General features: G+C 64.7%; 14 protein-coding genes. 12 read left to right on the top strand and 2 right to left on the bottom strand.

Annotated features, from left to right (window positions below):
* Positions 1–309 precede the first annotated feature (309 nt).
* The 10 genes from purE (at position 310) to folD (ending at position 13,398) form a co-directional block, all read left to right on the top strand.
* On the top strand, positions 310–777 hold the full coding sequence (purE, locus tag B5F90_RS04060; RefSeq protein WP_087361448.1) for a 5-(carboxyamino)imidazole ribonucleotide mutase: 468 nt from the start codon (positions 310–312) through the stop codon (positions 775–777).
* 65 nt (positions 778–842) lie between these two features.
* A complete protein-coding gene (purK, locus tag B5F90_RS04055) occupies positions 843–1,934 on the top strand; it encodes a 5-(carboxyamino)imidazole ribonucleotide synthase (RefSeq protein WP_087361714.1) in 1,092 nt (363 codons plus the stop codon).
* 42 nt (positions 1,935–1,976) lie between these two features.
* A complete protein-coding gene (locus B5F90_RS04050) occupies positions 1,977–5,690 on the top strand; it encodes a phosphoribosylformylglycinamidine synthase (RefSeq protein WP_087361446.1) in 3,714 nt (1,237 codons plus the stop codon).
* Positions 5,691–5,755: 65 nt separating this feature from the next.
* Positions 5,756–6,472 carry a phosphoribosylaminoimidazolesuccinocarboxamide synthase gene (gene purC / locus B5F90_RS04045; protein WP_087361444.1) on the top strand — a complete coding sequence of 239 codons (717 nt, stop codon included), beginning with the start codon at positions 5,756–5,758 and terminating at the stop codon, positions 6,470–6,472.
* A gap of 1 nt (position 6,473) precedes the next feature.
* Entirely contained in the window at positions 6,474–7,889 is a 1,416-nt protein-coding gene (gene purF, locus B5F90_RS04040) for an amidophosphoribosyltransferase (protein ID WP_087361442.1), read from the top strand.
* Positions 7,890–7,946: 57 nt separating this feature from the next.
* Entirely contained in the window at positions 7,947–8,972 is a 1,026-nt protein-coding gene (gene purM, locus B5F90_RS04035) for a phosphoribosylformylglycinamidine cyclo-ligase (RefSeq protein ID WP_087361440.1), read from the top strand.
* Between the two features lie 4 nt (positions 8,973–8,976).
* Positions 8,977–9,624 carry a phosphoribosylglycinamide formyltransferase gene (gene purN, locus B5F90_RS04030; protein WP_087361438.1) on the top strand — a complete coding sequence of 216 codons (648 nt, stop codon included), beginning with the start codon at positions 8,977–8,979 and terminating at the stop codon, positions 9,622–9,624.
* A gap of 3 nt (positions 9,625–9,627) precedes the next feature.
* Positions 9,628–11,157, top strand: a complete 1,530-nt coding sequence (purH, locus tag B5F90_RS04025; protein ID WP_087361436.1) for a bifunctional phosphoribosylaminoimidazolecarboxamide formyltransferase/IMP cyclohydrolase — start codon at positions 9,628–9,630, stop codon at positions 11,155–11,157.
* Between the two features lie 84 nt (positions 11,158–11,241).
* Positions 11,242–12,492: a phosphoribosylamine--glycine ligase gene (gene purD, locus B5F90_RS04020; protein WP_087361434.1), complete on the top strand. Its 1,251-nt coding sequence runs from the start codon at positions 11,242–11,244 to the stop codon at positions 12,490–12,492.
* 54 nt (positions 12,493–12,546) lie between these two features.
* Positions 12,547–13,398 (top strand): bifunctional methylenetetrahydrofolate dehydrogenase/methenyltetrahydrofolate cyclohydrolase FolD, encoded by an 852-nt coding sequence (gene folD / locus B5F90_RS04015; RefSeq protein WP_087361432.1) that lies wholly within the window; start codon positions 12,547–12,549, stop codon positions 13,396–13,398.
* A gap of 308 nt (positions 13,399–13,706) precedes the next feature.
* Here folD and B5F90_RS04010 read toward each other — a convergent pair whose 3' ends face one another.
* A complete protein-coding gene (locus B5F90_RS04010; RefSeq protein WP_087361431.1) occupies positions 13,707–14,807 on the bottom strand; it encodes a nitronate monooxygenase in 1,101 nt (366 codons plus the stop codon).
* A 335-nt stretch (positions 14,808–15,142) separates the two neighbouring features.
* On the opposite strand from B5F90_RS04010, the gene B5F90_RS04005 reads away from it, so the two are divergent.
* Positions 15,143–16,309, top strand: a complete 1,167-nt coding sequence (locus B5F90_RS04005; protein ID WP_162607743.1) for an Ig-like domain-containing protein — start codon at positions 15,143–15,145, stop codon at positions 16,307–16,309.
* A gap of 107 nt (positions 16,310–16,416) precedes the next feature.
* Here the strand turns inward: B5F90_RS04005 and tsaD are convergent, their stop codons facing one another.
* Positions 16,417–17,442: a tRNA (adenosine(37)-N6)-threonylcarbamoyltransferase complex transferase subunit TsaD gene (gene tsaD / locus B5F90_RS04000; protein ID WP_087361427.1), complete on the bottom strand. Its 1,026-nt coding sequence runs from the start codon at positions 17,440–17,442 to the stop codon at positions 16,417–16,419.
* 71 nt (positions 17,443–17,513) lie between these two features.
* Here tsaD and B5F90_RS03995 point away from each other — a divergent pair, with 71 nt between their 5' ends.
* Positions 17,514–22,103, top strand: a complete 4,590-nt coding sequence (locus tag B5F90_RS03995) for a translocation/assembly module TamB domain-containing protein (RefSeq protein WP_239307739.1) — start codon at positions 17,514–17,516, stop codon at positions 22,101–22,103.
* The last annotated feature ends 7 nt before the right edge of the window (positions 22,104–22,110 follow it).

The following is a 22,110-nucleotide window of genomic DNA, read 5'->3' as shown; positions in this document are numbered from 1 at the left end:
TTTATCCGGACGAATTCATGACACGAATCGGCAATAACGACCGGCGAGGGCGCAGGAGACGACAGGGCGGCAGCTCTGTTCTTCACTCCCGGGTGCACCGGATTGACCGGACCACGAGCGCAGCGGGGCAGGAGCGGCAAGCGGCCTGCACTCTGTGCGGATAGATAGGACCGCCATGACAGATATGTTGTGGCGGTCTGTTTTTGTATCTCCCGGCCCTGTTCCCGGGTCGGAGCGCCGCCGAAGGGGCGCACGACCGGGAGGCGTGCCGGGCTTTGGAGTTGATTTACAGATAAAAACAGATAAACTATGAAGGTCGGAGTTATTATGGGTTCGACGAGCGACTACGAGGTGATGGCCGATGCCGTGGCCATGCTCGAGCAGTTCGGCGTCGAGTACGAGAAGCGGGTGGTGAGCGCTCACCGTACGCCCGATTTGCTGTGCGAATATGCCAAGACGGCCCGCAGCCGCGGTCTGGGCGTCATCATCGCCGGAGCGGGCGGTGCGGCCCATCTGCCGGGCATGGTCGCCGCGATGACGACGCTGCCGGTGGTGGGCGTGCCCGTGAAGTCGCGCGCGCTCAACGGTCTGGACTCGCTGCTCTCCATCGTGCAGATGCCGGCGGGTGTGCCCGTGGCCACGACGGCCATCAACGGCGCGAAGAATGCGGCGCTGATGGCCGTCTCGATTCTGGCGCTGCAGGACGCCGCACTGGCCGAAAAGCTCGAGGCCTTCCGCGCCAGGCAGACGGCCGACGTGCTGCGTGCCGAACTCTGAATTGGTGGGGCGGAGCTCCGTGCGGAGTCCGCTTCCGTGCTGACAACCATTTGTAAATGAACGAAATGAAAACCATAGGAATCATCGGCGGCGGACAGCTGGGGCTGATGATTGCCCAGCAGGCCCACCTGCTCGGGGCGCGCGTCGTCTGCCTCGACCCGGCGGCCGACGCCCCGGCCTTCGCCTGCTGCGACGACCGCATCGTGGGGCGTTTCGATGACCCGCAGGCGGTCGAGGAGCTCTGCCGCCGTGCCGACGTGGTGACCTACGAGTTCGAGAACGTGCCGGGCGACATCCTCATCCCGCTGGTCGAGCGCTACAACATCCCGCAGGGATACCATCCGCTCTACGACTCGCAGGACCGCCTGCGCGAGAAGGATAATGCCCGCCGGAACGGGCTGCTCACGCCGCGCTACGAGGCGGTCGACGACGAGGCGTCGCTGCGTGCGGCCGTCGCATCGCTCGGGCTTCCGGCCGTGCTGAAGACCCGCACGCTGGGCTACGACGGCCACGGTCAGGCGGTGCTGCGCACCGAGGAGGATATCCGCCGGGCGCTGCCCATGCTCTCGGTTCCCTGCATTCTGGAGGAGTTCGTCCCCTTCGACTACGAGGCCAGCATCGTGATGGTCGCCGACGCGGAGCGGGTGGTGAGCTTCCCCGTGGGGCGCAACGTCCACCGCGACGGCATTCTGGACCTCTGCTTCGTGCCGGCCGAGATGTCGGCCGAGCTGCTCGAGCGCATGAAGCGGCTCAGCGCCGAGTTCATGCGGCGGTGCGGCTATGAGGGCATCCTCGCCATCGAGTACTTCATCCGCGACGGCGAGTTCTACTTCAACGAGATGGCGCCGCGGCCCCACAACAGCGGACACTATACGATTGAGGGGTGTACGACCAACCAGTTCCGCGAGCTGGCCCGCTACCTGCTGGGCCTGCCGCTGGAGGAGCCCCGGCTGGTCGCCCCGACGGTCATGAAGAACATCCTGGGCCAGGACCTCGAGGCGGCGCAGCGCATTGCGGCCGAGGACCATGACGGGGTCTACGTCCACATCTACGGCAAGACGGAGAGCCGCCCCAAGCGCAAGATGGGCCATATCACCTTCGTGGGGATGACCCCCGAGCGCTACGACCGGGAGTGGCGCGACCGCTTCGTGCGGTAGTCGGCCGCGAAGAGCGAGGAAAAAAGAAACAAAAGAGCATACATGAAAACGTCCAATTACCGAATTTTCGTCGAGAAGCGTCCCCGCTTCCGCGTCGAGGCGGAGAGCCTCCGCCGCGAGCTGAACGACAACCTGAATCTGCACATCGCCGAGCTGCGGCTGCTGAACATCTACGATTTGTTCGGCTTCACGGAGGAGCTGCTCGAGAAGAGCCGCTACCGCGTCTTCGGCGAGGTGGTGACCGACACGGTGAGCGATTCTTGCGACCTGGAGGGGCGCAAGTACATCGCCGTGGAGTTCCTTCCCGGCCAGTTCGACCAGCGCGCCGCGTCGGCCATCGACTGCGTGCGGCTGATTGACCCCTCGGCCCGGGTCAACATCCGTTCGGCCAAGCTGCTGCTCTTCGACAACGGCGTGACCGACGAGGAGCTGGCCCGCATCCGCCACTACTACATCAACGCCGTCGAGTCGCGCGAGAAGGACCTCAGCCGTCTGACCGACCTCGAGCATGCCGAGGTGAAGACCGTGCCGGAGCTCGAAGGCTTCCGCCAGATGGGCGAGGAGGAGCTGGAGCCCTACTGCAAGCGCTACGGCCTGGCGATGAACGCCGACGACCTGCGCGAGGTGGTCAACTACTTCCGCCGCGAGGGCCGCGACCCCTATGAAACCGAACTCAGGATTCTCGATACCTACTGGAGCGACCACTGCCGCCACACCACCTTCACGACCCACCTCGAGGATATCTCGGTCGAGGAGTCGTTCGTGCGGGGCGACATCGAGGAGTCGCTCGCGCTCTACCTGCGCATCCGCCGCGAACTGGGCCGCGAGCAGAAGAGCATCTGCCTGATGGACCTGGCCACCATCGGCGCCCGCTACCTGCGCAAGCACGGGCTGCTGGACGACCTCGAGGTGAGCGACGAGAACAACGCCTGCTCGGTCTATGTCGACGTCGACGTCGACGGACGCACGGAGCGCTGGCTGCTGCAGTTCAAGAACGAAACCCACAACCACCCGACCGAAATCGAGCCCTTCGGCGGTGCGTCGACCTGTCTGGGCGGCGCCATCCGCGACCCGCTGTCGGGCCGCAGCTACGTCTACCAGGCGATGCGCGTGACGGGTGCGGGCAACATCTACCAGAAGGTGAGCGACACGCTGCCGGGCAAACTGCCGCAGCGGGTCATCACCCACAAGGCCGCGGCCGGCTACTCGAGCTACGGCAACCAGATTGGTCTGGCCACGACCCACGTGCGCGAAATCTACCACGAGGGCTATGTGGCCAAGCGCCTCGAGGTGGGCGCCGTGGTGGGCGCCGTCAAGGCCGAGTCGGTGCGCCGCGAGAAGCCGCAGCCGGGCGACGTCATCCTGATGCTGGGCGGCCGTACGGGCCGTGACGGCATCGGCGGAGCGACCGGCTCGTCGAAGGAGCACAACGCCAAGTCGCTCGAGACGTGCGGCAGCGAGGTGCAGAAGGGCAACGCCCCCGAGGAGCGCAAGCTCGAGCGGCTCTTCCGCCGTCCCGAGGTGACGCGCCTCATCAAGAAGTCGAACGACTTCGGCGCCGGCGGCGTCAGCGTCGCCATCGGCGAGCTGGCCGACGGACTGGACATCCACCTCGACCGCGTGCGGGTGAAGTACAGCGGTCTGAATGCGACGGAGCTGGCCATCAGCGAGTCGCAGGAGCGCATGGCCGTGGTGGTCGAGGCGAAGGATGCCGAGGAGTTCATGAAGTACTGTCGCGAGGAGAACATCGAGGTGGTGCAGGTGGCCGAGGTGACCGACACGGAGCGCATGCGGATGTACAACGGCGACCGTCTGGTGGTCGACCTCTCGCGCGAATTCATCGACAGCGCCGGCGCCCGGCACTATGCTCAGGCGCGCATCGGCCGCGTCGAGCAGCGCGACCCCTTCCGCCGCGAGCTGCCCGGTGCGACGCTCGCCGAGAAGATGGCCGCCAATCTGAGCGACGACAATGTCCTCTCGCAGCGGGGCCTCATCGAGATGTTCGACTCGACGATTGGCCGCTCGACGGTGCTCATGCCCTTCGGCGGCCGGACGCAGGGGAGCGAGACGCAGGTCTCGGTGCAGAAGCTCCCGACCGACGGCTACACCGATACGGCCAGCATCATGGCCTTCGGCTACAACCCCTTCCTGGCATCGTGGAGCCCCTACCACGGGGCGGCCTATGCCGTGGTTGAGGCTGCGGCGAAGGTGGTGGCCGCAGGTGCGCGCTACAACCGGATGCGCTACTCCTACCAGGAGTATTTCGAACGCATGACCAAGAACCCGACCTCGTGGGGCAAGCCGCTCGGCGCGCTGCTCGGCGCGCTGCGCATGCAGGTGGAGCTGGGGCTCCCCTCCATCGGCGGCAAGGACTCCATGTCGGGAACCTTCCAGGATATCAACGTGCCCCCGATGCTGATGGCCTTCGGCATCACGACGGTCAACGCCGGGCAGGTCATCTCGACCGACTTCAAGCGGCCGGGCAGCCGCCTCTACCTCGTGCGCCACACGCCGCGCGCAAGCTACATGCCCGATACGGAGCAGCTCAAGGCCAACTTCGGCTTCGTGAGCGACTGCATCGAGCGGGGCGACATCCTCTCGGCCTGGTCGGTGGGCTTCGGCGGCGTTGCCGAGGGTCTGGCCAAGATGGCCTTCGGCAACCGCATCGGTGCGCAGGTGAAGATGGACGAGCATGCGCTCTTCGACTACGCCTACGGCTCGATTCTGGTCGAGAGCGCCGTCGAGCTGGACTACCCCTCGGCCGAGCTGCTGGGTGAGACCGTCGCCGACGAGGCGCTGATTGTCAACGGTGTGCGCATGCCGCTCGACGAGCTCTACCGCGCCAACACCGAGAAGTTCGCCACCATCTATCCCGACAAGGGCGAGAACCACGCCGAGGTGGTCGAGACCACGCCCGAGCGCCGCGTGTTCCACTACGAAGGCGAGGCGGTCGAGCATCCGGTGGCCTATCTGCCGGTCTTCCCCGGTACGAACTGCGACTACGATACGGCCAAGGCCTTCCGTCTGGCGGGCGCCGAGGTGACGACGAGCGTGCTCTGCAACCTCGAGGGCGACGACATCCTGCGCTCGATTCAGCAGATGAAGGAGCACATCTCCCGCTGCCACATCCTGGTGCTCAGCGGCGGCTTCTCGGCCGGCGACGAGCCCGACGGCAGCGGCAAGTTCATCGTCAACGTGCTGAACAACGCCGAAATCGCCGCCGAGATTCATGCGCTGCTCGACCGCGGCGGCCTGATTCTGGGCATTTGCAACGGCTTCCAGGCGCTGGTCAAGTCGGGACTGCTTCCCTACGGCCGTCTGGGCATGGTGAACGACTCCTCGCCGACGCTCTTCCGCAACGACATCAACCGCCACGTCTCGCAGATTGTCACGACGCGCGTGGCGTCGCTCAACTCGCCCTGGCTGGCCGGCTTCGAACTGGGCGAACTGCACTCGATTGCCGTCAGCCACGGCGAGGGCAAGTTCGTGGTGAGCGACGAGCTGGCGCAGGTGCTCTTCGACAACGGGCAGGTGGCCTTCCAGTATGCCGACTCCGAGGGTCGCGCCACGGCCGAGGCTCCCTGCAACCCCAACGGCTCGAACTTCGCCATCGAGGGCCTCATCTCGCGTGACGGCCAGATTCTGGGCAAGATGGGCCACACGGAGCGCTGGGAGGAGAACCTCTACAAGAACATTGCGGGCAACCGCGAGCAGGCCATCTTCCGCAATGCGGTGAACTACTTCCGCAAGCGGTAGAGGGCGCCGTGAACCCCGGAATTCAAGCAGTATAAGCAACAAACACAAGATACAGAATACAAACCATGCAAAAGCTCGAAAAGTTTTACGACGGCAAGGCCAAGCAGGTGTTCAGCACGGACGACCCGGAGTATGTCATCATCCACTATACGGATGCGGCTACGGCGTTCAACAACATCAAGAAGGCCACCATCGTGAACAAGGGCATTCTGAACAACGCCATCTCGGCACTCATCTTCGAGCAGCTCGCCCGGGCGGGGGTCGAGACCCACTACGTCCGCACGCTCAACGAACGCGAGCAGCTGTGCCGCCGCGTCGAGATTATCCCGCTCGAGGTCATCGTCCGCAACGTCATCGCAGGGTCGATGGCGCAGCGGCTCGGCATCGAGGAGGGGACGCGGCCGTCGAACGTGATTTACGACATCTGCTACAAGCGCGACGAGCTGGGCGACCCGCTCATCAACGACCACCACGCCGTGGCGCTGGGGCTGGTGACCTACGAGGAGCTGGACCGCATCTACCGGATGACGGCCCGCATCAACGAGGTTTTGAAGAAGCTCTTCGCCCGCATCAACATCACCCTCGTCGATTTCAAAATCGAGTTCGGCCGCACCTCCGACGGGCGGATTATCCTGGCCGACGAGATTTCGCCCGACACCTGCCGCCTGTGGGACATGACGACCGGCGAGCGTCTGGACAAGGACCGCTTCCGCCGCGACCTGGGCCGTGTGCGCGAGGCCTATGAGGAGATTCTCAACCGACTGAAAAAAATCTGTGCCTGACATGATAGAGAAGATTCAAGAGCGCGAGTTGCACGAGGAGTGCGGCGTCTTCGGTGTCTACGGGGTGCCCAATGCGGCCTCGCTGACCTACTACGGACTCCACGCCCTGCAGCACCGCGGGCAGGAGGGCGCCGGCATCGTGGCCGTCGACGCCGGGAAGAACTTCCGCCGCATCAAGGGAGCCGGACTGGTGACCGAGGTCTTCGACGAGGCGAAGCTCGCCACCCTGCGCGGCAGCATGGCCATCGGCCACGTGCGCTATGCGACCACGGGCGGCGGCGGTGCGGAGAACATCCAGCCCTTCCTCTTCCGCCACAACTCGGGCGACTTCGCCCTGGCGCACAACGGCAACATCGTCAACTCGCAGCTGTTGCGCGAGTATCTCGAGAACAAGGGAAGCCTCTTCCAGTCGACCTCCGACAGCGAGATTCTGGCCCACCTCATCAAGAAGGAGACCCGCTACCACGACCGTCCGCGCATCTACTCGATTATCGATGCGCTGAACATGCTCGAAGGGGCCTTCGCCTTCCTGATTATGACGGGCAACCGCATCTATGCCTGCCGCGACAAGTACGGACTGCGCCCCCTCTCGATTGGACGGCTGGGCGAGGGCTACGTGCTCAGCAGCGAGACCTGCGCCTTCGACGTCATCGGCGCCGAGTTCGTGCGCGACGTCGAGCCGGGCGAAATCGTCACCATCGACGAGAAGGGGATTCGCAGCAGCGACTACTCGATGTACAAGCGCCACGAGATGTGCGCGATGGAGTACATCTACTTCGCGCGCCCCGACAGCGACATCGAGGGGTGCAACGTCCACGCCTACCGCAAGGAGTCGGGACGTCTGCTCTTCCGCGAGGCGCCCGCCGTGGCCGACATCGTGGTGGGAGTCCCCGATTCGAGCCTCAGTGCCGCGATGGGCTATGCCGAGGCGAGCGGACTGCCCTACGAGATGGGGCTCATCAAGAACAAGTACATCGGCCGCACCTTCATCCAGCCCTCGCAGGAGCTGCGCGAGAAGGGCGTGCGGATGAAGCTCTCGGCCGTGCGGACCATCGTGCGCGGCAAGCGCGTGGTGTTGGTCGACGACTCGATTGTGCGCGGCACCACCTCGCGGCGCATCGTGGCGATGCTTCGGCAGGCGGGAGCCACCGAGGTGCATGTCCGCATCGCCAGCCCCGCGATGACGAACCCCTGCTTCTACGGGGTCGACACCTCGACCTACGACGAGCTCATCTCGGCCCGCAAGAACTGCGCGGAGGTCTGCGCCGAAATCGGGGCCGACTCGCTCTCCTTCCTCTCGCCCGAGTCGGTGCTCAAGGCCGGCAACCGCAAGGAGCTCTGCATGGCCTGCTTTACGGGGCACTATCCCACGGCGCTCTACAGCCGTGTGGAGGAGGCCAACAAGGATGGCAAATAGCCTCGCAGAGACAGATAAGAAGAATTGAAGTAAGAACCTTAAAAACAATAGAATTTCATGGCTCAATCCTATGAAAAGGCCGGCGTGAATCTCGAAGCCGGATACGAAGTGGTGCGGCGCATCAAGAAGCATGTGGCATCGACCTCGCGCCCGGGTACGATGGGTAATATCGGCGCCTTCGGCGGCATGTTCGACCTGGCGTCGCTCGGCGTGAAGGAACCCGTGCTGGTCAGCGGCACGGACGGCGTGGGCACGAAGCTCAAACTGGCTTTCGAAATGGACAAACACGACACAATCGGCATCGACGCCGTGGCGATGTGCGTCAACGACGTGCTGGCCCAGGGTGCCGAACCGCTGCTCTTCCTCGACTATGTGGCCGTGGGGCACAACGAACCCCGTAAAATCGAGGCCATCGTAGCGGGCGTGGCCGAAGGGTGCCGCCAGGCGGGTGCCGCTCTGGTGGGCGGCGAGACGGCCGAGATGCCGGGCATGTATGCAGCCGGCGAGTACGACATCGCGGGCTTCACGGTCGGCGTGGTCGAGAAGTCGAAGCTCATCGACGGCTCGAAGGTCAAGGCGGGCGACGTGCTGGTGGGCATCGCCTCGAGCGGCGTGCACTCGAACGGCTTCAGCCTCGTGCGCAAGATTGTGGCCGACAACGGCTTCGACCTCCACAAGGTCTACCCCGAGCTGTCGCACAACCTGCTGGGCGAGGTGCTGCTCACGCCGACGAAAATCTATGTGAAGCAGGTGCTCGAGGTGATTCGCAACTGCGATGTCCACGGCATCAGCCACATCACGGGCGGCGGCTTCGACGAGAACATTCCCCGCATCCTGCACGACGGCCAGGGACTCGACATCGAGGAGGGCACGTGGGAGATTCTCCCCGTCTTCCGCTTCCTCGAGAAGTACGGCAAGGTGCCGCATCGCGAGATGTTCAACATCTTCAACATGGGTATCGGCATGGTCATTGCCCTCGACTCTTCGGAGGCGCAGCGTGCCATCGACATCCTGACGGCCGCAGGCGAGAAGGCCTCGGTCATCGGCCGCGTGACCGACACCGAAGGGGTCGTCATCCGTTAGTGCCATGAAGCGACGGATTGCGGTATTCGCCAGCGGCAACGGCTCCAACTTCGAGGCCATCGCCACGGCGTGCGATACGGGCGAGCTGCAGGCCGAGGTGGCGCTGATGGTCTGCGACCGGCCCGGAGCGCCGGTCGTGGAGCGGGCTGCCGCCCACGGCGTCGAGAGCTACGTCTTTGCCCCCCGCGAGTTCGCCTCGAAGGCCGACTTCGAGCGCGAGATTGTGCGGCGGCTCGACGAGGCGGGCGTCGAACTGGTCTGCCTGGCGGGCTACATGCGCATCGTGGGACCGACGCTGCTCGGGGCCTACGAAGGGCGCATCATCAACCTCCACCCCTCGCTGCTCCCCTCCTTCCGCGGAGCGCACGCCATCGAACAGGCGCTCGACTACGGCGTCAAGGTCTTCGGCGTGACGATTCACTGGGTCGATGCGACGCTCGACGGCGGGCGCATCATCGCGCAGCGCGCCTTTGGCTACGAGGGGCATGATTTGGAGGAACTCGAGGCGATGATTCACTGTGTGGAGCACCCGCTCTATATCGAGACCATCGCCCGGCTGCTCGACGGCGGACTCCGGGACCGGGGACCGGCTGCGGGGGCCGCGGAGGAAAAGAAACAGGAACAACCAACACAAACAAACGATAAACAATAAGATATGCGAGCATTAATCAGCGTAAGCGACAAGACCGGCGTGGTCGATTTTGCCCGGGGGCTGCGGAGCCTCGGCTGGGAGGTCATCGCCACGGGCGGCACCATGAAGCTGCTCCGCGAGAGCGGTGTGGAGGTAATCAACATCAGCGACGTGACGGGTTTCCCGGAAATCTGCGACGGCCGCGTGAAGACGCTCCATCCCAAGGTGCACGGCGGTCTGCTGGCCCGCCGCGACGACCCGTCGCACATGGCGGCGCTCAAGGAGAACGGCATTGAACTCATCGACATGGTCTGCGTCAACCTCTATCCCTTCCGTCAGACCATCTCCAAACCCGACGTGAAGATGGAGGACGCCATCGAGAACATCGACATCGGCGGCCCCTCGATGCTGCGTTCGGCGGCCAAGAACTGGGCCGACGTGACGGTCGTATGCGACCCGGCAGACTATGCTGCGGTGCTCGACGAGCTGCGTGCCGAAGGTACGACGCGCCGCGAAACGCGTCTGCGCCTCTCGGCCAAGGCCTTTACCCATACGGCCGAGTACGATACGATGATTGCCACCTACATGCGCGCCCAGGCGGGGCTCAACGAGAAGCTCTTCCTCGAGTTCGACCTGGTGCAGTCGCTCCGCTATGGCGAGAATCCCCACCAGGCGGCCAAGTTCTACCGCGAGGAGAAGCACGTTCCCTACTCGCTGGCCTTTGCCCGCCAGCTCAACGGCAAGGAGCTCTCGTACAACAACATTCAGGATGCCAATGCGGCGCTCTGCATCGTCCGTGAGTTCGACGAGCCCTTCTGCGTGGGTCTGAAGCACATGAACCCCTGCGGCGCCGCTACGGGCCGCGACGTGGTCGAGGCGTGGAAGAAGGCCTACGAGGCCGACAAGGTGTCGATTTTCGGCGGCATCGTGGCGACGAACCGTCCCGTAACGCTCGAGGCAGCCGAGCTGATGAAGCCCATCTTCCTCGAGATTATCATGGCGCCGTCGTTCACCGACGAGGCCCTCGAGCTGCTCCGCACGAAGAAGAACCTGCGTCTGCTCGAGGTCGACATGACGCGCGGCGAGGTGGACCGCAAGCAGTATGTGAGCGTGAACGGCGGTCTGCTGGTGCAGGACCTCGACCTGACGACCAAGCACGTCGACGCCTCGATGTGCGTGACGGAGACGAAGCCCGCCCCCGAGCAGATGGAGGACCTGAACTTCGGCTGGCGCATCGTCAAGCATGTGAAGTCGAACGCCATCGTGGCGGTCAAGGACGGACGCACGCTGGGCGTGGGCGCCGGTCAGATGAACCGCATCGGTTCGGCCGAAATTGCCCTCAAGCAGGCGCGTGCGGCCGGTGTGACCGAGGGTCTGGTGCTTGCCTCGGACGGCTTCTTCCCCTTCGACGACTGCGTGGCGCTGGCCTCCGAGTACGGCGTGACGGCCATCGTCCAGCCGGGCGGCTCGGTGCGTGACGGAGAGTCCATCAGCAAGGCCAACAAGAAGGGCATTGCCATGTGTTTCACGGGCGAGCGCCACTTCAAGCATTAACAGGACAGAGACGGGGCGGCGGACTCCTCCGTGAAGTCTGCCGTCCCGTATCGTTTCATTACAAATCCAACAACCGTTCGCAATATGAAGGTACTGGTTATAGGAAGCGGCGGCCGCGAGCACGCCATCGTCGATGCGCTGACGCGCTCGGCGCAAGTCGAAAAGATATACTGCGCACCGGGCAATGCCGGCATCGCCCGCGTGGCCGAGTGCGTCGACATCCGCGACACGGAGGTCGAGCGGCTGCGTGATTTTGCGGCCGGCGAGGGCATCGGGCTCACGGTGGTGGGCCCCGAGGTGGCGCTGGCGGCCGGTGTGGTCGACGTCTTCCGCGCTGCGGGGCTGCGCATCTTCGGCCCCACGAAGGCGGCCGCGCGCATCGAATCCTCGAAGGAGTTCGCCAAGCGGCTCATGGCCAAATACTGCGTGCCGACGGCCGGCTTCCGCGCCTTTACGGAGTATGAGGAGGCGCGCGCCTACGTTGCCGCGCGTCCGCTGCCGGCCGTGCTCAAGTACGACGGCCTGGCTGCAGGCAAGGGGGTGGTGATTGCCGCCACGATGGAGGAGGCCGACGAGGCGCTGCGCGAGATGCTGCTCGACGACCGTTTCGGCGAGGGCAAGGTCGTTGTCGAGGATTTCCTCGAAGGCCCCGAGTTCTCGTTCATGTGCTTCGTTTCGGGCCGCAAGGTGTGGCCGATGGTGCTGGCTCAGGACCACAAGCGCGCCTACGACGGCGACAAGGGTCCCAATACGGGCGGCATGGGTGCCTACTCGCCCCTGCCCTTCATCACGGCCGAGGACGAGCAGTTCGCGCTGCGCAACATCATGCAGCGGACGGCCGACGCGATGGTTGAGGAGGGGTGTCCCTTCACGGGCGTGCTCTACGGCGGTCTGATGAAGACGGCGCAGGGCATCAAGGTCATCGAGTTCAACGCCCGCTTCGGCGACCCCGAGACCGAGGTGGTGCTGCCGCGTCTGAAGAGCGACATCGTCGACATCTTCTGCGCCGTGGCCGACGGCGGCGATGCGACGCTCGAGTGGCACGACTTCGCCACGCTGGGCATCGTGCTCGCCTCGAAGGGCTACCCGGGCAGCTACGAGAAGGGTCACGAAATCAAGGGACTCGACCGCGTGCGGGGCAAGGTCTACCACATGGGCACCCGCATGGAGGGCGACCGTCTGGTGACGGCCGGCGGCCGCGTGCTCTTCGTCGTGGGCGAGGGGGCGACGCTCTCGGAGGCGCGCCGCCATGCGCTCGAGGATGTCGCCCGCATCGAGTGCGACAACCTCTTCCACCGTACCGACATCGGCCACTGGGCGCTCAACAAGAGGTAGCGGCGTGCGGATGCGAATACCGAACAACAACAAACGAACAACCTGATTGACAGTATGATTATTAGTGGAAAAGAGCTCTCGGCGCAACTCAAGGCCGAGATGGCGGAGAAGGTGAAGGGCTTTCCCGCATTGTATGGACGGGTGCCCCACCTGGTGGTGATTCTCGTGGGCGAGGACCCGGGCAGCGTGAGCTATGTGAAGGGCAAGGCGAAGGCTTCGGCCGAGGTGGGGATTCGCAACACCACCATCCGCAAGCCCGACACCATCTCGGAGCAGGAGCTGCTGGAGCTCATCGCGCAGCTCAATGCCGACGACGAGGTGGACGGCATTCTGGTGCAGCTGCCGCTGCCGAAGCACATCGACGAGGACAAGGTGATTGCCGCCATCGACAAGGCGAAGGATGTCGACGGATTCCATCCGCTCAACGTCGCCGCCCTGTGGCAGAAGCAGCCCTGCACGCTTCCCTGCACCCCGAAGGGCATCATCAAGATGCTCAAGGCGGCCGGTGTGACCATCGAGGGGAAGCGGGCCGTGGTCATCGGCCGCAGCAACATCGTGGGTCTTCCCGTCTCGAAGCTGCTGCTCGACGAGAACGCCACGGTGACGATGACCCACAGCCGTACGCGTAACCTTGCGGAGGTGACGCGCCAGGCGGAGATTCTGGTGGTGGCCATCGGCCGCCCGAAGTTCGTGACGGCCGACATGGTTGCCGACGGGGCGGTGGTCATCGACGTGGGTGTGAACCGCGACCCGGAGACGGGCAAGCTGTGCGGCGACGTCGACTTTGCGGCCATCGAGCCGAAGGCCTCGGTCATCACTCCGGTGCCGGGCGGCGTGGGTCCCATGACCATCTGCTGCCTGATGGAGAATACCATCGAGTGCTTCCTCCGCCGTCGGGCGAAGTAGTGCGTCCGGGCGGTCCGAAGGCAGCGAAGGCTGCCGGTAAAAGCCTGTAAAAGAGAAGGCCCCGAAGATAAACTCTTCGGGGTCTTCTCTTGTTTTGCGGCCTGCCGATGCGCGGCTTGCACCGGGCGGCACGATGTTTCGCGTCGGGCAGCCGTGTTGCGGTGCTTCGTGCCGGGGCGTCCGTGCTGCGGCGTTTGGCGTCGGGCGGTCGTGTCGCGGTTGTCCGTGCCGGGTGGCGGTGTCATGATTGCCCGTGCCGGGCGGCAACGCTGCCCCAGACAACACCGGCACCGGCAACGCTGTGCCCGCTACCGCTTGGCGCCGGAGAGGCGGGTGCGGAGCGCGAAACTTTCATACTCGCTGCGCAGCGAGGCGATGAGTTCGCGGACGCTCTGGATTTTCTCGGCCCGCCAGGCGTTGGCCCCGCAGAAGGCGTAGCCGTTCTGCAGCCGCCCCTTGAAGGCGTTGTAGAGTGCCAGCATGATGCAGTAGGGGCTGTGCGTCACGTCGCAGGTCTTGATGCAGTCGAAGGGGCAGGCCCGCGGGCGCTTGAGCCCCTGCTTCACCCGCTCGAGGAAGGTGTTGTGGATGGCCCGGCCCGGCATGCCGACCGGGCTCTGGATGATTTCGATATCCTCCTTGCGGGCGTGGAGGTAGCTCTCCTTGAACTCCCGGGCGGCGTCGCACTCCTCGGTGGTCACGAAGCGCGTCCCCATCTGTACGCCGTCGGCCCCCAGCTCCATGATGCGGTAGATGTCCTCGCCCGTGTAGATGCCGCCGCCGGCGATGACCGGGATGTGGCGGCACTCGTGTGCCGCCTCGAAGGAGCGCACCTCGGCCACAATCTCAGGCACGAGCTGCTCGAGGGCGTAGTGTTCGTCTTCGAGCTGTTCGGGCTTGTAGCCCAGGTGGCCTCCCGCCTTGGGACCCTCGACCACAATCGCGTCGGGCAGGTAGCGGTACTCCGAGAACCACTTGCGGCAGAGCAGTCCGGCGGCGCGTGCCGACGAGACGATGGGGGCCAGCTTGGTCCGCGCCCCCTGGGTGAGGAACGAGGGGAGGTTGAGCGGCAGCCCCGCACCCGAGAAGATGATGTCGGCCTTCTCGGCAATGGCCGTGCGGACCATGTCGGCGAAGTTCGACATGGCCACCATGACGTTGACGCCGATGATGCCGCGCGTCCGCTCGCGCGCCTTGCGCAGCTCCTCCTTCAGCCCCCAGATGCTGGCCTTGCGGTAATCCTTCGAATAGTCGTTGTAGATGGCTCCCAGTCCGGCCGACGAGATGACGCCGATGCCTCCCTGCTCGGCAACGGCCGAGGCGAGGCCCGAGAGCGAAATGCCGACGCCCATGCCGCCCTGTACGATGGGCAGCGGAGCGAGCAGGTTTCCGATTTTCAGTGCTTTCATGGTTGTTTGGCGCGGGACGCCTTTTGTTCCGTCCCGTTGAGGCAAAGGTAGGGATTTTTTGGCGCGGGTAGCCTCTGTTTCGCTGAAAAGTCCGAAAAATTTGCCGAAAAGTCGCAGCCTGGAACGCGTCCGAGTACGGATGTTGTGCGGTTTGGCCTATTTTATGGTCTGTTATCCAGTAATTTGTGAACCTGCAGTCGGATTCTGGCGGGATTTTCGTATATTTGAGTGGGTATCGTGAATCCGACGCGGCCGGAGAGGCCGGGTTCCGCCCCCTTGCCCCCGACGGTGCGGAGCTCACGACCGGAGTATTCATCTAAAAAACAACGATGCTTATGAAACGAGTGATGTGGAGGCCGCTGTTGTTGGCCTGTGCTCTGTTTGCTTTCAGCGCCTGTGACAAGGAGGATGGCGAACGGACGGAGAGTCGCGTCAAGGTTGCGCTTGACGCCAACGCAATCGAGTTGACCGTGGGAGAGACTCATACGCTGACCGCCCAGGTGACGCCCGAGGCGGAGGCCGGTGCAAGTGTCGTGTGGGCATCGGCCAATCCCGAAGTGGCAGTTGTCGATGCCGGCGTGGTGACGGCCGTAGGTGCAGGCGAGACGACCGTCACGGCCTCGGTAGGTGAATCTTCGGCCGCATGTCGGGTGACGGTGACCGAGCCCGAACCCGAGCCCGAGCCCGAGCCTTCGGAGCCGAAGGTGGGCGACTACTTCTACAGCGACGGCACGTGGAGTGACGGCGGACTGGTCAGCATCGAGGCCGACGGTCTGAATCCCGTCTGGGCCGACGAGAAGCCGGCGCCCGTGGCCGGGAAGCAGGTCATCGGCATCGTCTTCCAGACCAACCCCGAACGCATGGCCGCTTCGGACGTTGCGGCGGGCTATACCCACGGCTATGTGGTGGCCGTGCGCTTTGCCCACGGCGCCGACAAGATGACCACCTACTGGTCGAAGGACTGGGAGTTCTCGTGCCTGGATGCCGCCAAGCTGGCCGAGACGTGGTATGCCAACGTGAACGGCTATGTCGAGACGATGACCGTGCGCGACAACTACGGCGAAACGCTCGACGAGATGATGCCCGCCTTCGGGTGTGTGCTCAACGACTTCTCGCTGCCGGCGCCCGAACATACGAGCGGATGGTTCCTCCCCTCGACGGGGCAGTTGTGGGACATGGCCGCCAACCTGTGCGGCGATGAGGTGGCCCGCTACATGAAGGAGTGGCAGACGCTCTCGTACGACGCCACGTGGTACTGCTCGGAGACGGTCTCCTACGACGCGATGGCCCGCTTCAACGAGACGCTCTCGAAGATTCCCGAGGCGGAGCGCGACCTGCTGGTCAACGACGACGAGACCCATCCCTTCTGCTCGCTCTGGGCTTCGACCCCCTACGACAGCGAGTCGGCATGCATCCTCGAAATCGGCTCCGAGGGGCTCATCGAGTGCATGACCAACTGGTACGACGCCGACTGCTTCGCGCGTCCCATTCTGGCATTCTGACCTTAGGCGGGCGGCCCGGTGCCGCCCCCTTGACGAGCGAAGGCCGCAACCCCCGTAAGGGTTGCGGCCTTCGTCCTTGGAATCCGTTGCGTAGAGCGGCTGCCGGCTCAGAGCAGCTCCTCGAGCCGGGCCACGGGCGAAACCTCGAGCGAGGAGAAGAGCCCCGCGCGGTAGCGGTAGAGTCCCGCCATGGCAATCATCGCCGCGTTGTCGGTCGTGAACTTGAACTCGGGCAGGAAGGTGCGCCAGCCCCGTTTGCGCCCCTCTTCGACAATCCCGTTGCGCAGCCCCGAGTTGGCCGAGACGCCGCCGGCGATGGCGATGTCGCGGATGTCGTACTCCCGGGCGGCCTTGACGAGCTTGTCGAGCAGGATGCTCACGACGGTGCTCTGCAGCGAGGCGCAGAGGTCGGCCTTGTGCTTCTCGATGAAGTCGGGGTCCTGGGCCACGGCGTCGCGCAGCGTGTAGAGGAACGAGGTCTTCAGCCCCGAGAAGGAGTAGTCGAAGCCGTCGACGTGGGGTCGGGCGAAGCGGAAGGCCTTGGGGTCGCCCTCCTTGGCCAGGCGGTCGATGACCGGACCGCCCGGATAGGGGAGTCCCATCACTTTGGCACACTTATCGAAGGCTTCACCCGCGGCGTCGTCAATCGTCGTGCCGACAATCTCCATCTCGAGCGGGGAGTTCACCCGGACAATCTGCGTGTGTCCGCCGCTGACGAGCAGGCAGAGGAATGGGAAGTCGGGGTGGGGCAGCTTGCGGTCCGGCAGGTCGAGGAAGTGCGAAAGGATGTGGCCCTGGAGGTGGTTGACCTCCACCATCGGGATGTTGTGGGCGATGGAGAGCCCCTTGGTGAACGAAACGCCCACGAGCAGCGAACCCAGCAGGCCGGGGCCGCGCGTGAAGGCGATGGCATCGAGCTTGTCGGCCGTGATGCCGGCCTCCTTGAGCGCCGTATCCACCACCGGAACGATGTTCTGCTGGTGGGCGCGCGAGGCCAGCTCGGGAATCACGCCTCCGTACTTGATGTGAACGGCTTGTGACGCAATGACATTCGACAGCAGCACGTTGCCGCGGATGACTGCCGCCGAGGTGTCGTCGCACGAGGATTCGATGCCTAAGATTGTAATATCCATTGGTTGATTTCGTTATTTTATTGCAAAAATAGTTAAATTTGCAGATTAAACGACTTTCAATGCGCAAAGGTATGAAAATATTGGGAAAGGTGCTCTCGGCAGCAGTTCTGCTGCTGCTCTTTCTGCCTTTGCTGCTCTCGCTGCTGCTCGACATCCCGGCCGTGCAGAACTTCGTGGTCCGGAAGGCCGTGACACTCGTCAGCGAGAAGCTCGGAACGAAGGTCGCCATCGACCGCGTGGATATCGGGCTCTTCAGCCGGGTGCGCGTGCAGGGCTTCTACGTCGAGGATTTCCAGCACGATACGCTGCTCTATGCGGGGCGCGCCGAGGCCTTCGTCACGGGCTTCGGCCTCTTCAGCGAGGGCATCGTGCTGAGCCGCGCCCGCATCGAGGGGGCGAAGCTCTGCCTGCACGAGACGCCCGACGGCGAGATGAACATCAAGCAGGTGGTCGAGCGGCTGAGCAATCCCGACCGCAAGAAGAAGGGCGAATTCAAACTGACGATTCACGACGCGGCCATCGAGGGGATGGAGTTCTGCCTCGAACGGCTCGAGCACCGCAACCCCGAATACGGCATCGACTTCTCGCACCTGCACATCTACGACCTTGCGACCGTGGCCCGCGACCTGACCATCGACGGCTCGGTCATCCATACCGATTTCGAGAGCCTCTCGGCCACCGAGCGGAGCGGCTTCCGCATCGAAAACCTCGCCGGTTCGTTCTACCTAACCACCGGCTGCATCGGCTTCGAGCAGACGACCATCCGAACGCCCCGCTCGCAGCTTGAGATTCCCCGCATCGCGCTGGTGGGCAACTCGTGGAACGACTACAAGTGGTTCGTCGATTCGGTGCAAATCGACGCCGCCTTCCGCCGCTCGAAGCTCTCGAGCGACGATTTGGCCTACTTCGCCCCCAAGCTGCGGGAGTGGAAGACGCTCTTTTCGGACGTCGAGCTCGACGCCTCGGGTACGGTTGCCGATTTCCAGACCCGCATCCGCAGCCTCGACGTCGGGGGTACGACCCTGATGGGCAGCGCCACGGTCAAGGGGCTTCCCGACATCGCCTCGACGCATTTCGACGTCAACGTGCAGCGCCTGGCCACCTCGGCCCGCTCGCTCAGGACGCTGGCCGCCTCCTTCGCGCGGACGGAGCTCCCGCCGCAGACGGTCGCCATGCTCGGCCGCGCGGGTCGCATCGACCTGGCGGGGAGCTTCCGCGGAACCCTCTCGCTGTTCGACCTCCGCACGCAGCTCCGCACGCCGCTGGGGCGTCTCTCGGGCCGCCTGGCGATGAAGCCCCTGCGTGTGGGCCGCCGTCAGGTGACGGGCAGCGTGCGCGTTCGCTCGTTCAGCCTCGGCAAGCTGCTGGGCAAGGAGCAGCTGCTGGGCAGCACGACCCTCACGGCCCGTGTCGACGGCGCCATCGGCCGCGGCTTTGCCGACGCCGAGGTGCTCGGCAACATCGCCCAGCTCGAATTCAAGGGCTACACCTACAACGACGTGCGCCTCGACGGCCGGCTGCGCAACAAGGAGTTCGACGGCCGCATCTTCGCGCGCGACCCCAACCTCAACTTCGACTTCCTCGGACTGGTCGACCTGAACGACGGAACGCCCCGCTACGACTTCGTGATGGAGCTCCATAGGGCCGACCTTGCAGCGCTGCACCTCAACCGGCGCGACTCCATCTCGCAGCTCTCGGCGCGCGTGGTGGCCCGCGCGGGCGGCCGCTCGCTCGACGACCTGAACGGCCGCATCCAGGTGCTCGACGCCACCTACCGCTACAACGACAAGTCGCTCACGGCCAAGAACGTCTCGGTGACGGGCGAGAACTCGCCCACGAGCAAGTTCGTCGAACTGCGCTCGGACTTCGCCGACGCCACCTTCCGCAGCAAGACCAGCTACCGCGAGGTCTTCGCCTACCTGCGCGAGAGTGCGGCCCGCTACCTGCCGATGCTCCACGACGCCCGGGTGCGCGAAGGCGCCGCCGAGCGGAAAATCGCCCTGGCCAACGACTATTCGCTGCTGTCGGTCAGCATCCGCAACATCAATCCGGTGATGGACGCCATCTCCGAGGGGCTGCAGGTGGCCGACGGCTCGAAACTCCAGCTGCTCTTCAACCCGGCGAGCGACCAGCTCTCCTTCCGGGCCACTTCGGACTACATCGAGCGGCGCCGCATGCTGGCCACGCGGCTCAACGTCAACGCCTCGAACCGCGGTGACTCGCTCACGCTCTACGCCTCGGCCGAGGACCTCTACCTCGGCATGCTCCATCTGCCCAACCTCTCGGTGACGGGCGGCGCGCGGCAGGGCGACGTCCAGCTCTCGACGGGATTCTCCGACACGACGCGCCGCTTCTCGGGCCAGCTGAGCGTCCGCGCCTCGATTGCCGACGAGCACGGCCCCTCGGGACGGGTCGTCGGTCTGAGGATTCTCCCCTCGCGCATCGTCCGCGGCGACAAGATGTGGCGCATCCTGGCCCGCAACATCCAGTTCGACACCACGCGCGTGGTCATCGACCGCTTCTACGTGCGCAACGACGAGCAGGTGCTGGCGCTCAACGGCATCGCCTCGCGCAGCCGCGACGACTCGCTCACGCTCCGTCTGCGCAACTTCGACCTGGCCCCCCTGACGCAGTTCGCCGACCGCATGGGCTACGTCGTCGAGGGGCGCACGGACGGCTTCGCGGTGATGAAGTCGGTGCTGCGCGACGGTCAGTTCACGGCCGACATCCAGCTCGACAGCCTCGAGGTGAACGACATCCCGGCCCCTCCCATGCGGCTGACCTCGCAGTGGGACTTCCAGCGCAACCGCGCGGGGCTGACGGTGGCCAACCGCATCAAGGGCGACACGCTCGTGAGGGGCTTCTACGCCCCCTCGCAGCGGCGCTACTACGCCCGCATGCGCATCGACAGCCTCGACATGGGGCTGCTCGACCCCGTGCTCACGGGGGTCATATCCCGCACGCGCGGTCTGGCCAATCTGGACCTCGTCCTGACGGGGCGCGGCCGCGACGGCGAACTCTCGGGGGCGATTCACGCCTCGGGGCTCTCGACCACGGTCGACTTCACGCAGGTGACCTACACGGTGCCCGACGTGACGCTCGAGGTGAAGAACAGCCTCTTCAGCGCCAAAAACGCCACGGTGCTCGACAGCGAGGGCAACAGCGGCTCGCTCGACTTCAGCCTCGATTTGGGCCACGTGACCAACATCGCCTACGACCTGCGCGTCACGCCCGAGCAGATGCTCGTGCTCAACACCTCGAGCCGCGACAACGACCTCTTCTACGGCAAGGTCTACGCCTCGGGCCGCGCCCGGATTCGGGGCGACAAGCTGGGCGTCAACATGGACGTGACGGCGACGACGGCCGGCAGCTCCTCCTTCTTCATGCCCCTTTCGGGCAAGTCGAACATCTCGGCGGCCAACTTCGTCACCTTCGTCGAGCCCGCCGCCACCGATACACTCACGACCGTCGAGCTCAAGAAGCTGAGCTTCGAGCGCAAGCAGCGCAAGAAGAGCGCCACGCCGGGACAGATGAACATCTCGCTGGCACTCGACGTGCGCCCCAACACCGAGGTCGAGCTGACCGTGTCGGGCAATGCCGTGCGGGCCCGCGGCGAGGGTACGCTCAACCTGCAGATTAACCCCCGCTCGGGCATCTTCGAGATGTACGGCGACTATACGATTCTGGAGGGAAGCTACCTCTTCTCGCTCGAGAACCTCATCAACAAGAAGTTCGTCATCGAGAACGGCTCGACGATTCAGTGGACCGGAGCGCCGACCGACGCGATGCTCGACATCGATGCCGTCTACAAGGTCAAGGCCTCGCTCCAGCCGCTGCTGCAGGGTACGGCCGACGTGGCCGGCGACCGCTCCGTGCCGGTCGAGTGCGTCATCCATCTGGGTGACCGGCTGACCAACCCGGCCATCGGCTTCGACGTGCGCGTGCCGGGTGTCGACCCCGAGATGCAGAGCATCATCGCCAATGCGCTCAGCACCCCCGAGTCGGTTGACATGCAGTTCCTCTACCTGCTGCTCTTCAACAGCTTCATGGCCGAAAATTCGGCCGCCGGGAGCAACATGGGCGCCTCGGTGTCGGCCGCCACGGGGCTCGAATTCCTGACCAACCAGCTCAGCAACTGGCTCTCGGCCGACGACTACAACCTGGTCATCCGCTACCGACCCAAGTCGGAGCTGACGAGCGACGAGGTCGATTTCGGCCTCTCGAAGAGCCTCATCAACAACCGTCTGTTCGTCGAGCTGGAGGGCAACTACATCATCGACAACAAGCAGGCGGTCAACAACAACGCCATGTCCAACTTCATGGGCGAGGCCTATGTGACCTACCTCATCGACCGCTCGGGTGCCTTGCGCCTGAAGCTCTTCACGCAGACCATCGACCGCTTCGACGAGAACCAGGGTCTGCAGGAGTACGGCCTGGGCGTCTACTTCAAGGAGGATTTCAACAACTTCCGCGACTTCCGCCAGCGGGTCAAGGAGCGCTTCATCAACCGCAAGCGCCGGGCCCGCCGCGAGGAGCGCCGCGCCGAACGGGAGTGCCGGCGTCAGGCCGGGCAGGAGCAGCCGGAGGCGGCCGCCGCCGGTGCGGAGCCGCTTGCAACGGCGGACGACGAGTACAATACGGAGAACTCAAACAACAAATAAAAACAAA

The organism is Alistipes sp. An31A, from assembly GCF_002159425.1.
Taxonomy (GTDB): Bacteria; Bacteroidota; Bacteroidia; order Bacteroidales; family Rikenellaceae; genus Alistipes; species Alistipes excrementigallinarum.
Note: the sequence above shows the minus strand (reverse complement) of the source record. Positions and strands in the feature narration are given on the sequence as shown.

Coding starts and splice junctions, on each gene's coding strand:
- purE (WP_087361448.1), top strand. CDS start 310: ATGAAGGTCGGAGTTATTATGGGTTCGACGAGCGACTACGAGGTGATG.
- purM (WP_087361440.1), top strand. CDS start 7,947: ATGGCTCAATCCTATGAAAAGGCCGGCGTGAATCTCGAAGCCGGATAC.
- purF (WP_087361442.1), top strand. CDS start 6,474: ATGATAGAGAAGATTCAAGAGCGCGAGTTGCACGAGGAGTGCGGCGTC.
- B5F90_RS03995 (WP_239307739.1), top strand. CDS start 17,514: ATGAAAATATTGGGAAAGGTGCTCTCGGCAGCAGTTCTGCTGCTGCTC.
- purH (WP_087361436.1), top strand. CDS start 9,628: ATGCGAGCATTAATCAGCGTAAGCGACAAGACCGGCGTGGTCGATTTT.
- purC (WP_087361444.1), top strand. CDS start 5,756: ATGCAAAAGCTCGAAAAGTTTTACGACGGCAAGGCCAAGCAGGTGTTC.
- purK (WP_087361714.1), top strand. CDS start 843: ATGAAAACCATAGGAATCATCGGCGGCGGACAGCTGGGGCTGATGATT.
- B5F90_RS04005 (WP_162607743.1), top strand. CDS start 15,143: ATGAAACGAGTGATGTGGAGGCCGCTGTTGTTGGCCTGTGCTCTGTTT.
- folD (WP_087361432.1), top strand. CDS start 12,547: ATGATTATTAGTGGAAAAGAGCTCTCGGCGCAACTCAAGGCCGAGATG.
- B5F90_RS04050 (WP_087361446.1), top strand. CDS start 1,977: ATGAAAACGTCCAATTACCGAATTTTCGTCGAGAAGCGTCCCCGCTTC.
- tsaD (WP_087361427.1), bottom strand. CDS start 17,442: ATGGATATTACAATCTTAGGCATCGAATCCTCGTGCGACGACACCTCG.
- purN (WP_087361438.1), top strand. CDS start 8,977: ATGAAGCGACGGATTGCGGTATTCGCCAGCGGCAACGGCTCCAACTTC.
- purD (WP_087361434.1), top strand. CDS start 11,242: ATGAAGGTACTGGTTATAGGAAGCGGCGGCCGCGAGCACGCCATCGTC.
- B5F90_RS04010 (WP_087361431.1), bottom strand. CDS start 14,807: ATGAAAGCACTGAAAATCGGAAACCTGCTCGCTCCGCTGCCCATCGTA.